10 protein-coding genes are annotated in these 12,129 nt (G+C 66.9%); 4 read left to right on the plus strand and 6 right to left on the minus strand.

The genetic code is table 11. The annotated features are described in order from the left end of the window. Window position 1: 1 nt before the first annotated feature. Window positions 2–1,012, minus strand: coding sequence for a response regulator (locus ACEN9O_RS15425; RefSeq protein ID WP_495618383.1), 1,011 nt, complete (start codon window positions 1,010–1,012; stop codon window positions 2–4). A gap of 3 nt (window positions 1,013–1,015) precedes the next feature. Then, on the minus strand, window positions 1,016–2,296 hold the full coding sequence (locus ACEN9O_RS15430; protein WP_495618384.1) for a sensor histidine kinase: 1,281 nt from the start codon (window positions 2,294–2,296) through the stop codon (window positions 1,016–1,018). A gap of 169 nt (window positions 2,297–2,465) precedes the next feature. Here ACEN9O_RS15430 and cqsA point away from each other — a divergent pair, with 169 nt between their 5' ends. From cqsA to ACEN9O_RS15450, 4 genes are all read left to right on the plus strand, one after another. Continuing rightward, window positions 2,466–3,725, plus strand: a complete 1,260-nt coding sequence (gene cqsA / locus ACEN9O_RS15435) for an alpha-hydroxyketone-type quorum-sensing autoinducer synthase (RefSeq protein WP_495618385.1) — start codon at window positions 2,466–2,468, stop codon at window positions 3,723–3,725. 30 nt (window positions 3,726–3,755) lie between these two features. Continuing rightward, entirely contained in the window at window positions 3,756–4,154 is a 399-nt protein-coding gene (locus ACEN9O_RS15440; protein WP_495618386.1) for a group II truncated hemoglobin, read from the plus strand. Window positions 4,155–4,158: 4 nt separating this feature from the next. Then, window positions 4,159–5,472 carry a DNA recombination protein RmuC gene (locus ACEN9O_RS15445; protein ID WP_495618387.1) on the plus strand — a complete coding sequence of 438 codons (1,314 nt, stop codon included), beginning with the start codon at window positions 4,159–4,161 and terminating at the stop codon, window positions 5,470–5,472. A 94-nt stretch (window positions 5,473–5,566) separates the two neighbouring features. After that, entirely contained in the window at window positions 5,567–7,531 is a 1,965-nt protein-coding gene (locus tag ACEN9O_RS15450; RefSeq protein WP_495618388.1) for an acyl CoA:acetate/3-ketoacid CoA transferase, read from the plus strand. Here ACEN9O_RS15450 and ACEN9O_RS15455 read toward each other — a convergent pair. From ACEN9O_RS15455 to moaA, 4 genes are read right to left on the minus strand one after another with little or no spacing between them, the layout of a single operon-like run. Beyond that, entirely contained in the window at window positions 7,528–8,337 is an 810-nt protein-coding gene (locus ACEN9O_RS15455; protein ID WP_495618389.1) for an ABC transporter permease, read from the minus strand. The genes ACEN9O_RS15450 and ACEN9O_RS15455 overlap by 4 nt on opposite strands. After that, window positions 8,334–8,969 (minus strand): ABC transporter ATP-binding protein, encoded by a 636-nt coding sequence (locus ACEN9O_RS15460; RefSeq protein WP_495618390.1) that lies wholly within the window; start codon window positions 8,967–8,969, stop codon window positions 8,334–8,336. Before ACEN9O_RS15460 ends, ACEN9O_RS15455 begins: the two co-directional genes overlap by 4 nt. A 4-nt stretch (window positions 8,970–8,973) precedes the next feature. Next, entirely contained in the window at window positions 8,974–10,860 is a 1,887-nt protein-coding gene (gene moeA / locus ACEN9O_RS15465) for a molybdopterin molybdotransferase MoeA (protein ID WP_495618391.1), read from the minus strand. A 1-nt stretch (window position 10,861) separates the two neighbouring features. Further along, window positions 10,862–11,971 (minus strand): GTP 3',8-cyclase MoaA, encoded by a 1,110-nt coding sequence (gene moaA, locus ACEN9O_RS15470; protein ID WP_495618392.1) that lies wholly within the window; start codon window positions 11,969–11,971, stop codon window positions 10,862–10,864. Window positions 11,972–12,129 lie beyond the last annotated feature (158 nt).

A 12,129-nucleotide genomic window follows, 5' to 3' on the forward strand; every position in this document is an offset into this window, starting at 1 on the left:
CCTAGGCCGCGACGCTTTCCTGCGCCGCGTGCTCCCTGAGGAAGTCGGCGTAGGCGTAAGGCTGCTGGTCGAAGTAGTGGGGCGGCAGCTCGAACAGCGCCCAGTAGTAGGTCTCGCGGCCCTGGCACACGCGCGGCGCCGCGCAGTAGCGGTGCCAGTTGTCGCCGACCCGGCGCGAGTACATGCCGTCGCCGTCCCGGTCGGAGAAGAACGGCAGCACGCGCCGCTCCAGCAGCGCGTCCATCAAGGACGGCGGCGCATCGCTGTCGCGCGCGATCTCGTATTGCGCATACATGCCCTGTTCGGTTTCGATCACCATCAGACTGGCCTTGCCGTGCTTGTCGAGGAACAGGATGCCGGTCGGATTCGGGAAGATGTAGTGCTCGACGAAGCCCATGCTGGCGCTCAGTTCCTGCACCAGCCGCGCCAGCGCCGGATCGCCCAGGAAGTGGTAGTTATGCAGCAGCACCAGCTCGCGCAGCGTTTCCGACTGGGTGTCGAAGTAGTCGCGCTGCAGCGCCGCGATTTCCAGCTCCAGGATGTCCAGCGCATGGTCGTCGCTCTTCTTGATGTAGCGGTCGATCAGGCCGCGGTTGAAGGCGCTGACGGCGATCTTCTCATCGGCCGCGCCGGTGAACAGGATCTTCTTGCAGGGCAGGTGCGCCACCGCCGCGCAGAATTCCAGCCCGTTCATCTGCGGCATCGAATAGTCGACCACCAGCACCGACGGCGTGGCGAAGCGGTGGCGCTGCTCGCCGATACGGTAGATGCGCTCCAGGTCCAGCGCCACGTTGCACTGGTCGGCCGGCAGGTTGTGCATGTCGAAGTTGACATGCAGCGGCACGCAGCCCGACTGCGGTTCCTGGCGCAGCCATTGCAGCGCGGCCGTGGTGTCGTGGAAGGTCTGGCTGGCCAGCCGGGGGTCGAGCTGGAACGACAGGCTGCGCAGGAAGGAGTCGCTGTCGTCGACCAGCACGGTCAGGGTCGGATGGGAATAGACGGGCAAATGCATGGATCACCTCGGAATGGGCTGCTGCGGGGGGAATTCAAGGATAAAGATGGCGTAGGCGCCCTCGCGCGACACGCAACGGATGGTGGCGTTCCAGGCCAGCATGATCTCCTCGCACAGGGCCAGGCCGATGCCGGCGCCGTTGTGCGGCGGATGGGAGTAGAAGCGCCGGAAGATCAGGGGCATCTGCTGCGCGGGGATGCCGCACGCGGTGTCGATGAACAGCAGGCGCGGCGGCTGGTGCGCGCCGTCGACCACGATGCGCACCCGCCCCTTGCCGGCGCGCTGCACCGCCTTGAGCGCGTTGCGCAGCAGGTTCAGCAGGACCACCACCGACAATTCGGTCTGCCCGGCGAAGCTGAAGTTGCCGCGCACTTCCAGCGCCACCAGTTTTTGCTGGCTGACGTTGGCGAAGGGATAGCGCTTGAGCGCCGCTTCCACCACCGTCTCCATCGTCACCTCCTCCACCGGCCGCAGGTTCTGCCGCACCGCCGTGGCGCTGAGCAGGAACAGGTCGATCATGTGGTTCATGTGGCGCACCTCGAACTGGATGCGCGCCAGCGCGTCGATGGCGCTGAGGCGGTCCTCCCGGGTGCGGTTGCTGGTGTCGGCGTACATGCGCAGCAGGCCGCGCACATTGGCGTCGACGCTGGTGAGCGGCGTGCGCAGCTCGTGCGCCACGGTGGCCAGGCCGGCGCCCAGGCCGGCCAGCTTTTCCTGCGCCAGCACGTGCCGGCTGATCTTGGCGGCCGACAGCGCGGCGATGGTGAACAGGTGGATCGGCAACTGCTGCAGCACCGGCTGGCTCACGATGCTCGCGCCTTCGCCCAGCGCGACGGCGGCCACGCAAGCCGTGCTGGTGCCGATCAGGTAAGCCTTGAGCGCCAGGCTGGTATCGAAGTGAAACAGCACCACCAGTCCGATCAGCAGCGACTCGCTCCAGACCCCCGAACCGTGGTTCATCAGGAACATGAAGGTGAAGAAGAACGGGAAGATGTAGCTGAGCGTGATCAGCAGGTACAGGTTCAGCATGCGGCGGCTGAACTGGCGGGCGAACAGGCCCAGCGCGCACAACAGGATGCCCAGCAGGCGCAGCGGCAGGGTTTCGTATTCCTGCGGGAAAAAGTTCTGCCAGATCACGTAGTACAGCGGCATGCCGACCGTGCCTATGCTGGCCAGCAACAGCACGCGCACCAGCGCATGGTCCTCGCGGCCATGGTAAAGCAACAGCGACTGGACCAGACCGTGCTGCCAGCGTTTCCAGCGTTCTTGCAGTGGAGGCGTCATGAGCAATTTGACTTTTATCAAGGTGCCATGATCGCCCTAAATTGCAACGCCCTCTTGCATATCAATTCATTGGTTGATCAGCATCAACTACCTATTGTTTTTTTGGCCTCATGGTTGGCATCGTATTCATAAAAAAGCAACCATTCCCAAACAACGAAAGGAGCTAGAAATGCATCGCGCGATAACCCAGCACAACACCCATGGCCAGATTTTTGCGTTACCGGCCGAACAACACATGCCCGATTTCGTGACACGGCGCATGGATGAGCACTATGTCACCCGTATCGAGTTGCTATTGGGCGGCGAGCACCCGCACGCATGGCAGCCGACGCCGGCCGGCGCGGTATTTCTGGCCGGCAATGATTACCTGTGCCTGGCCGGCGAGCCGCTGCTGATGCAGGCGCAGATGGCGGCGCTGGCCAACAGCCAGGGCGAGCTGCTGATGTCGGCCGTGTACTTGCAGGAGGGCAGCGCGCAGCACCGGCTGGAGCGCAAATTCGCCCGTTTCATGGGCGCGCAGGACGGCATCCTGGCGCAGTCCGGCTGGGCCGCCAATGTCGGCCTGGTGCAGACCCTGGCGGCGCCCGGCATCCCGGTCTACCTCGACATGCAGGCCCACGCCTCGCTGTGGGAGGGCGTGCAGTCGGCCGGCGCGATGCCCGTGCCCTTCCTGCACAACGACCTGGAGCATCTGCAAAAGCAGCTGGTCCGCCACGGACGCGGCCTGATCGTGGTCGACGCCTTGTACAGCACCAATGGCAGCGTGGCGCCGCTGCGCGAGCTGGTGGAGATCGCCGAGCGCAGCGGCTGCCTGCTGATCGTCGACGAATCGCATTCGCTGGGCACGCACGGCCCGCGTGGCGCCGGGCTGGTGGCCGATCTGGGCTTGAGCGAGCGGGTGCACTTCCGCACGGCGTCGCTGGCCAAGGCGTTTGCCGGGCGCGCCGGCTTCATCACCTGCTCCAGCAAGTTCAAGGGCTATTTCCTGTCGGAGTCGCGCCCGGCCATCTTCAGCTCCTGCCTGCTGGGACATGAGCTGGCCTGGTTCGACGCCGCCATCGATTTCGTCGCCGCGGCCGACGACCGCCGCGCCGCGCTGCGCGCGCACGCGGTCGAGGTGCGCGAGGAGTTGAGCGCGCTGGGCTACAACGTCAGCGACGGCAGCGAGCAGATCATCGCGCTGGAGCCGGGCCCGGAGCCGAAGACGCTGGCGCTGCGCAAGCTGCTGGAGCGGCACGGCGTCTACGGCGCCATGTTCTGCGCGCCGGCCACGCCGAAGAACCGCTCGCTGGTGCGGCTGACGCTGAACTCCGGCCTGGACCGCATGCAGCTGTCGCGCATCATCCAGGCCTGCGACGACGTCCGCGACGAGGCCGACCTGGAGAACTGGTCGTCGACACGGCGCCTGCGCCGGCTTGCGCTGGTGTGAAGGCCGCGGTTCGCCGCCTGGTGCGCTATCATGGAGTTTATGACTGAATCCCGAACTCTCTATGAAGTAATCGGCGGCGAATCGCGCGTGCGCGAGATGGTCGACCGCTTTTATGACCTGATGGAATTGGAGCCGGAGTTTGCGCTGCTGCGCGCCGCCCACCCGCCCACGCTGGACAACGCGCGCGAACGCCTGTTCATGTTCCTGAGCGGCTGGATGGGCGGGCCGGACCTGTACATCGAGGCGCACGGCCATCCGCGCCTGCGCATGCGGCACATGCCGTTCGCCATCGGCACCCAGGAGCGCGACCAGTGGCTGCGCGCGATGGCGTGGGCGATGGAGGACGTCGGCATCGACGAGGCGTTGCGGTTGCGGTTGATGGAGTCCTTCTATCAAACCGCCGACTGGATGCGCAACAAGCCGGATTGACGCCATGAGCCAGATCGAATTCTATGTGCTGCTGCTGGCCGTTGCCGCCGTGATCGGCTTGCAGCTGCTGTCGCTGCTGCGCGCGCGTGGCGCAGCCGGCGCCGATGGCGGCCTGGCCGAGCGCATCGAGCGCGTCGAGCGCGAAGTGCGCATGCAGTTGCAAACCACGGCGCAAGCCACGCACGCGGCCAGCGTGCAGCAGTTCGAAGCCATGCGCCGCCAGCTGGAGGCGCAGGGGCTGGTCGGCCGCGACGAGCAGGGCCGCAGCCTGAAGCAGTTCGCCGACAGCATGAATCAAACGCTGGCGCGGCTGACCGAGTCCAACGCCGCGCGCATGCAGGAAGTGCGCGCCACGCTGGAAGCCAAGATCAAGGACCTGCAGGCGGACAACGGCGCCCGGCTGGAGGAAATGCGCAAGACCGTCGACGAGAAGCTGCACGCGACGCTGGAGGCGCGCCTGAGCGCTTCGTTCCAGCAGGTGTCCGAGCGGCTCGAGCGCGTGCACCAGGGCCTGGGCGAGATGCAGCAGCTGGCGCTGGGCGTGGGCGACCTGAAACGGGTGCTGACCAATGTGAAGACGCGCGGCACCTGGGGCGAGGTGCAGCTGGAGATGCTGCTGGAGCAGGTGCTGACGCCCGATCAGTACGCGAAGAACGTGGAGACCATCGCCGGCAGCGGCGCGCGGGTGGAGTTCGCGCTCAAGCTGCCGGGTCAGGTGGAGGGCGGGGCGCCGGTGTGGATGCCGATCGACGCCAAGTTCCCGAAGGAGCAGTACGAGCGCCTGCTGGATGCCGCCGACCGCGCCGACGCGGAAGGCGTGGCGCTGGCCGGGCGCGAGCTGGAACGCGCGGTGCGCGGCGAGGCCAAGACCATCTCGGAGAAGTACGTGTCGCCACCGCACACCACCGATTTCGCCATCCTGTTCCTGCCGACCGAAGGCCTGTACGCGGAAGTGATGCGCCGTCCCGGCCTGGCCGACGAGCTGCAGCGCGTGAACCGCATCAGCATCGCCGGGCCGTCGACCTTGTCGGCGCTGCTTAACAGCTTGCAGATGGGCTTCCGCACGCTGGCGCTGGAGAAGCGCTCGTCGGAGGTGTGGCAGGTGTTGGGCGCGGTGAAGACCGAGTTCGGCAAGTTCGGCGACGTGCTGTCGGCCACCAGGCTGGCGCTGGAGCGGGCCGCCAAGAATATCGAATCGGCCGAGACGCGCAGCCGCCAGATGGCGCGCAAGCTGAAGACGGTGGAGGCGCTGCCGAGCGAGGCGGCGCAACTGCTGCTTGGACCTGAAATCGACAAGAATGATTTGGATGTAGATTGAGACGCGCCGTCACCCCGACAAGTCGGGGTCTGACCCCGTACGGGGTCAGACCCCTGCCGCTGAGCGCCGTGTGGGGTAAAAACAGGAGCTAGCCATGTCAAACCGCAGTCCCGATTTTTCCACGATCGGCAAGCCAGCCGTTCAGCGTAACAAGATCGTCAGCGCGGCCGACGCGGTCAGCCTGATACGTGATGGCGACACCATCGCCACCGGCGGCTTTGTCGGCGTCGGCTTCGCGGAGAATATCGCGGTGGCGCTGGAGCGGCGCTTCCTGTCCGCCGACAGCGGCGGCCATCCGCGCGACCTGACGCTGGTCTACGCCGCCGGCCAGGGCGACGGCAAGGAGCGCGGCCTGAATCACTTCGGCCACGAGGGCTTGCTCAAGCGCGTGGTCGGCGGCCACTGGAGCCTGGTGCCCAAGCTGCAGCAGCTGGCCATGACCGGCAAGATCGAAGCCTACAATCTGCCGCAGGGCGTTATCAGCCAGCTGTTCCGCGACACCGCGGCCGGCAAGCCTGGCCTGCTGACGCACGTCGGCCTCGGCACCTTTGTCGATCCGCGCCACGGCGGCGGCAAGATCAACGCCCGCACCACCGAGGAGCTGGTGGAGCTGCTCACGCTGGGCGGCAAGGAATACCTGTTTTACAAATCGCAGCCGGTGCACGTGGGGATCATCCGCGGCACCACGGCGGACGCCCTGGGCAACATCACCATGGAGCGCGAGGCGCTGACGCTGGAGGCGCTGGCGATCGCGATGGCCGCGCACAATTCGGGCGGCATCGTCATCGTGCAGGTCGAGCGCATCGCGGAGCGCGGCACGCTCAATCCGCGCCAGGTCAAGATTCCCGGCATCCTGGTCGATTGCGTGGTGGTGGCGGAAAAGCCCGAATACCATATGCAGACCTTCGCCGAGCCGTACAACCCGGCCTATGCGGGCGAGCTGCGCGTGCCCTTGTCGGCGGTGGCGCCGATGGCCATGTCGGAGCGGAAGATCATCGCCCGCCGCGCGCTGATGGAGCTGCGGCCGAACAACGTGGTCAACCTCGGTATCGGCATGCCGGAGGGCGTGGCGGCGGTGGCGGCGGAGGAGAAGCTGCTCGACCTGGTCACGCTGACGGCGGAGCCGGGCGTGATCGGCGGCATGCCGGCCGGTGGCTTGAACTTTGGCGCGGCCACCAATGCCGACGCGGTCATCGACCAGCCCTACCAGTTCGACTTCTACGACGGCGGTGGGCTGGATGTGGCGGTGCTCGGCCTGGCGCAGGCCGACCGCCACGGCAATCTGAACGTCAGCAAATTCGGCAGCAAGCTGGCCGGCGCCGGAGGCTTCATCAACATCAGCCAGAACGCGCGCAAGGTGGTGTTTGTCGGCACCTTCACGGCGGACAAGGGCGCCACCCGCAAGTTCATCAACGAGGTGGAGCATCGCACCTACAGCGGCGAGTACGCGGCGCGGCGCGGACAGGAAGCCTTGTTCATCACCGAGCGCTGCGTGATGCGGCTAGTGCTGGACGGCGGTGTATCGGGGCTGGAGCTGATCGAGATCGCGCCCGGCATGGACGTGGAGCGCGACATCCTGGCGCATATGGATTTCAAGCCTGCGATCAGCGCGCAGCTGAAGGTGATGGACGCGCGCATCTTCGGCCCGCTGGCGATGGATTGGCGCGCCGACTTCCTGGCGCTGCCGCTGGAGCAGCGGCTGGTGTACGACGCGCAGCAGGAGCTCTTCTTCGTCAACTTCGAAGGCTTCGAGATCAGCGATGCCGAGACCATCGCCACCATCTGCGCGATGGTGGCGGAGCGCCTGGCGCCGCTGGGCCGCAAGGTGCCGGCGGTGATCAACTATGATAACTTCTCGATCGTGCCGGACTTGATGGACCAGTACGTGGCGGCGGTGAACCAGCTGGCGGAGCGCTATTACAGCAAGGTGACGCGCTACGCGCACAGCACCTTCATGCGCGCCAGCCTGGGACGTGCCTTCCGCCGCATCGAGAAGGACGCGGCATTGTTCGCCAACTCTGCCGAGGCGCTGCTGCGTTTGCAGCAGCAGGAAGATTAGCGGCTGGCGAGGCGCTCCAGCCGCAGGCGGTGGCGCTCGTCGGTGACGCTGCGCGCCGCCAGGTAGACCGCCAGCGTGACCGACAGCCCGCTGCCGCCGGCCAGCAGGAACATCAGCAGGATCTGGTAGCGCACCGCGTCCATCGGATCCATGCCGGCGAGGATCTGGCCGGTCATGATGCCGGGCAGGGTGATGATGCCGGCGGCCGACATCTGGTTGATCAGCGGGATCAGTCCCTTGCGCACCGATTCGCGGATCAGCGGCGCCAGCGCCTCGTTGCGGGTGGCGCCCAGCACCAGCTGCGCTTCGATCGCGTTGCGCGCGTTGACCACGCCGCCGTAGAAGGTGTCCAATCCCAGGCTGGCTGAATTGAGCACGTTGCCCAGCACGATGCCGATCAGCGGGATCGCATACTGCGGCTCATACCACGGCGTCGGATGCAGCACCGTCAGCAGCGCCAGCATCGCGGTGGCGACGCTGGACAGGCCGACGCTGGCGGTGGCCAGCCATACGCCGGGCCAGCCGCGCAGGCCATGCGCGGGCCGCATCGCCACTTCGCGCGCGGCGGCGACGATCATCAGCAGCGCCACGGCCAGCGTGGCGGCCGGTGAAGCCAGCGCGAACACCCAGCGCAGCACCAGCCCGACCAGCAGCAGCTGCACTACCATGCGTGTGGCGGACCACAGTATCTTGCGTTGCATGCGCAAGCCCAGGTAAGCGGAGATGCCGGCGTTAAGCAGCACCAGCGAGGAGGCGATGGCCAGGTCGATGGCGCCCGGCTGGATCGGCGTCATGCTGGCGCTCATGGCGCGGCCCCGTTTTCGGTCAGGCGTCGCTCGCACATCGTCATGCTGCGGTGCCCCAGCGTTTGTGCCTGCGCTGTGGAGTGCGTGACCAGGATGATGGACAGGCCCGCGGCCAGTTCCTTTTGCAGCAGCTGTTCGGTGGCGGCGACGGCGGCCGGGTCCAGCGCGGCGGTGGGTTCGTCGAGCAGCAGCACCTGCGGCTTGCAGGCCAGCGACCGCACCAGCGCCATGCGCTGGCGCTCGCCGGTGGACAGGCGGCCGATGTCGGCCTCCAGCAGCGATGGCGTCAGGTTCAGTTGCGGCAGCAGCTCGCGCACGCGCGCCATCTGCGTGGGTTTGAAATGGTCGCCGGCGGTCGGCAGCCACCATGCGGCTTCGGCGGGTTGGTAGATCACGCCGGCGCGCCATGCGGGTGCGCCCATGCCGGAGCGCGGCAGGCCATCCAGCAGGGCCTCGCCGGTGTTGGGATCGAGATCGCACACCATGCGCAACAACAGGCTTTTACCCGCGCCCGACGGGCCGGAAATGGTCAGGCACTGGCCCGCTTCCAGGTCGAAGGAAAACGGGCCGGCCAGCGGCGATTGCAGGTTGCGGATGCGCAGGCGCGGGTGAGCTCCGTCGGGCTGGATCATGTGCTCAGATCAAGCCGTCGAACAGCAGCACCTCGACCATGTCGCCGGCGGTGATGTCCGCCTGCGCCTCGTGCAGAACGACGATGCAGTTTGCTTCCGTCATGGAGCTCAGGATGCCTGAGCCCTGCGCGCCGGTGAGGCGCACTTGCGGTGCGCCGTCGGCGCTGGCGCTGACGATGCCGCGCTGGTATTCGGTGCGGCCGGGGCGTTTGTGGATCGCCTCCGTGGTGCGGGCCTGCATCGGCTGCTGCGTCGCCTGCGTGCCCATCATGCGCAGCAGCGCGGGACGGGCGAACATGTAGAACGAAACCATCACCGCCACCGGATTGCCGGGCAGGCCAAACAGCCAGGCGCTGTCTGCCTCGCTTTGAATCTGGCCGAAGGCGAGCGGACGGCCGGGGCGCATCGCCAGCTTCCAGAAGGCGACATCGCCGATGCGGCCGAGGATGTCGCGCGTGTAGTCGGCCGCGCCTTCGGAAACGCCGCCGGAGGTGATGATGGCGTCGGCGTTGGCGCAAGCGTCGCGCAGCGCCGCTTCCAGCGCGGCCGGATCGTCGCGCACGATGCCCATGTCGATGACGTCGCAACCCAAGCGCGTCAGCATGCCGAACAGGGTGTAGCGGTTGCTGTCGTAGACGCAGCCGTCGTCGAGGCGCTCGCCCAGCGAGCGCAGTTCGTCGCCGGTGGAGAAGAAGGCCACGCGCAGCTTGCGTTGCACGGTGACTTCGCCGATGCCAAGCGAGGCCACCAGGCCCAGGTCGGCGGGGCGGATGATTTTGCCTTGCGCGAGCGCGACGCCGCCGGCCTTCAAGTCCTCGCCAGCGAAGCGGCGGTTGGCGCCGGTGCGGATGGCGCCATGGCGGATGGTGACCGTGTCGCTGCCGATGTGCGCGGCCAGTTCCTGCGGCAGCACGCTGTCGCAGCCGGGCGGGATGGCGGCGCCGGTCATGATGCGGATGCACTCGCCGCCTTGTGGTGCTTGCGTGAACGGCTGGCCGGCGTAGGCGATGCCGATCACCTTGAACGTGGCGTCGGGCGCGCCGGCCGCGGGCAGGTCGGCGCCGCGCAGTGCGTAGCCGTCCATCGCCGAGTTGTCGTAGGCCGGCACGTTGATCGGCGAGATGATGTCTTCGGCCAGCACGCGGTCGAGGGCCTCGCGCAGCGCGAGCCGTTCGGTGGCGGCGATCGGCGCCACGCGCTCGCAGATGATGCGCTGCGCTTCGGTCACGGACAGCGCAGCGGGATCGGCTGCGGGGATTTTGGGGGCCGGTGCTGGCGCCCGTTCGTGCTGCTGTAGCTCGGCCAGCGTGTTGATGTTGCGGAAGGCGTCGGCGTCGTCGAACATCACCTCGGCCACGCGCAGCGATTTGAACCAGCTCTCCATGCGGCGCGCGCCGGTGTCCAGGTAGGCGTCCAGCTGCGGCAGCAGGCTGGCCTTGAGCAGCGCGAACACGGGATGGGGCTGGCGCTGCGGCTCGGCGCCTGCTTCGCTCTCCATCGTCACGGCCAGCGCGACGTCGGCATCCTGCGCCAGCATCGCCGCGTGCAGGCGCTCGGCCAGGTCTTCAGGCAGGAAGGGGGAATCGCACGGAGCGGTCAGCAGCAATTCGGTGGGGCAGTACTGGAGGCCGATCTGCAGGCCGGCCAGCGGTCCTTCAAAGCCGTCCAGGTAATCCGGCAGCACCGGCGCGGCGCCCGCCACGGCCTGGTACTGCGGCAGGTTGCGGTTGGCGTTGATGACGACGGCCGACACTTGCGGCGCCAGGCGGCGCATCACATGTTCCACCAGCGTGGCGCCGCGGAACGGCTGCAAACCCTTGTCGACGCGGCCCATGCGCGTGCCGCGCCCGCCCGCCAGTATCAGTCCGGTGACCTTGCTCTTCAAAGACAAACTACCCTCCGATGTAAGACATTTCCACTTTGTTGGCGCTGCGTTGCAGGCCGTCGGTATTGTTGGTGCGCAGCTCGGAATAGCGGTCGCCGCGCGCGCGCCACAACTGCGCCAGCACGGTGCTGATTTCCTCGTCGCTGCGGCCGTCGCGCAGCAGGGCGCGCAGATCGTGGCCGCTGGTGGCGAACAGACAGGTGTACAGCTTGCCCTCGGTCGACAGGCGCGCGCGGGTGCAGTCGCCGCAGAACGCGTGGGATACGCTGGAGATCAGGCCGATCTCGCCGCTGCCGTCGGCGTAGCGCCAGCGGGCGGCGGTTTCGCCGGTGTAGTTGGGGGACAGCGACTCGAGCGGCATCTCGGCGTGGATGCGGCGCACCACTTCGGCCGACGGGATCACCTCGTCCATCTTCCAGCCGTTGGAGGCGCCGACGTCCATGTATTCGATGAAGCGCAGGATGTAGGGCGTGTTCCTGAAATGGCGGGCCATCGGCAGGATCTCCTGGTCGTTCATGCCGGCTTTGACCACCATGTTGATCTTGACCGGGCCCAGGCCCACCTGGTGCGCCACGTCTATGCCGTGCAGCACGTCGTCGACCGAGAAGTCGACGTCGTTCATTTTCTGGAAGGTGGCGTTGTCCAGCGCGTCGAGCGAGACGGTGATGCGTTGCAGGCCGGCGTCCTTGAGCGATTGCGCCTTGCGCGCCAGCAGCGAGGCGTTGGTGGTCAGCGTCAGGTCCAGCGGCTTGCCGTGGACGGTCTTGAGTTCTGCCAGCATGGCGACCAGCCGTTCGATGTTCTTGCGCAGCAGCGGTTCGCCGCCGGTCAGGCGGATCTTCTCGACGCCATGGGCGATGAAGGTTTTCGCCAGGCGCGTGATCTCTTCGAACGACAGCAGCGAGGTGTGCGGCAGGTATTGGTAGTCGTTGTCGAACACCGCCTTGGGCATGCAGTAGACGCAGCGGAAGTTGCAGCGGTCGGTGACGGAGATGCGCAGGTCATGCAGCGGGCGGGCCAGTTGATCGCTCAACAGGCCGGTCGGCGCTTCCAGGATAGCGGGAATGGCTGGCGGCGCGGGGCGCTGGTTGGCCAGCATGATAATTTTCTCTGCCATGACTCTACAACCTTGCTGTTTTTGAAATGCGGGATAACGCTTGGGTAACGACAAGAAGCTACGATAGCACGCCGCCGCCAACTCGGTGGGGCGGGCTTCCATTAAAAAAGCCCCGCCGGCCTGAACGCGCTGAGGAGCGCGCTCGGTGCCGGCGGGGC

It is taken from the genome of Duganella sp. Dugasp78, assembly GCF_059491455.1.

What these genes read in the sequence shown, in the direction of transcription:
- ACEN9O_RS15425 (WP_495618383.1), bottom strand. Translation starts at nt 1,012, where the DNA reads ATGCATTTGCCCGTCTATTCCCATCCGACCCTGACCGTGCTGGTCGAC.
- ACEN9O_RS15430 (WP_495618384.1), bottom strand. Translation starts at nt 2,296, where the DNA reads ATGACGCCTCCACTGCAAGAACGCTGGAAACGCTGGCAGCACGGTCTG.
- cqsA (WP_495618385.1), top strand. Translation starts at nt 2,466, where the DNA reads ATGCATCGCGCGATAACCCAGCACAACACCCATGGCCAGATTTTTGCG.
- ACEN9O_RS15440 (WP_495618386.1), top strand. Translation starts at nt 3,756, where the DNA reads ATGGAGTTTATGACTGAATCCCGAACTCTCTATGAAGTAATCGGCGGC.
- ACEN9O_RS15445 (WP_495618387.1), top strand. Translation starts at nt 4,159, where the DNA reads ATGAGCCAGATCGAATTCTATGTGCTGCTGCTGGCCGTTGCCGCCGTG.
- ACEN9O_RS15450 (WP_495618388.1), top strand. Translation starts at nt 5,567, where the DNA reads ATGTCAAACCGCAGTCCCGATTTTTCCACGATCGGCAAGCCAGCCGTT.
- ACEN9O_RS15455 (WP_495618389.1), bottom strand. Translation starts at nt 8,337, where the DNA reads ATGAGCGCCAGCATGACGCCGATCCAGCCGGGCGCCATCGACCTGGCC.
- ACEN9O_RS15460 (WP_495618390.1), bottom strand. Translation starts at nt 8,969, where the DNA reads ATGATCCAGCCCGACGGAGCTCACCCGCGCCTGCGCATCCGCAACCTG.
- moaA (WP_495618392.1), bottom strand. Translation starts at nt 11,971, where the DNA reads ATGGCAGAGAAAATTATCATGCTGGCCAACCAGCGCCCCGCGCCGCCA.